The sequence below is a fragment of the Neisseria sp. P0022.S010 genome (genome assembly GCF_051956635.1).
In genome coordinates this window covers 1-533 of record NZ_JBQCXF010000831.1, presented here as the reverse complement: position 1 = coordinate 533, position 533 = coordinate 1, and the positions used below count along the sequence as shown (strand labels likewise).

Sequence of the window (533 nt, the reverse complement as noted above, 5' to 3'; positions counted from 1 at the left end):
CAACTTAACTACATCTGAGCGCGTATATCGATCGCCACCGTATCCAATCACAACATTATTTTCATGTTGCCATTGGGCAAACTGGGCCGGGCTGATTTGCACCAATTGGCACATCTCATCCAACGTAAAATAACGCTTGGCAGGAATAACCGGATTATTGTTGTTTGTCATAGTAATGCTCCACCATGCCTTTTAGTTTTTGGCTGGCATGGAAAGTCACCACACGGCGTGCGGTAATCGGCACTTCTTCGCCTGTTTTAGGGTTACGGCCAGGGCGTTGGGGTTTGTCGCGCAATTGGAAATTACCGAAACCGGAAATTTTAATTTCTTCACCACGCGCCAAAGTGCTGCGGATTTCTTCAAAAAAGAGCTCGACGATTTCTTTGGCATCATTCTTGTTGACGTTGCTGACTTTGTCGACCAAAATATCAGCCAATTCTGCTTTAGTTAGTGTCATGTGTTTACCTTCATTCAAACTGGTGCAATTATTACCAAAATTCTTTTAAAAATCAAGTCATCACCAAAAAAACAAA

1 protein-coding gene is annotated in these 533 nt (G+C 42.8%); it reads right to left on the bottom strand.

What is annotated here, in order from left to right:
• Positions 1-154: 154 nt before the first annotated feature.
• Positions 155-457, bottom strand: coding sequence for an integration host factor subunit alpha (locus tag ACTHUT_RS21655; RefSeq protein WP_440419876.1), 303 nt, complete (start codon positions 455-457; stop codon positions 155-157).
• Positions 458-533: the final 76 nt, after the last annotated feature.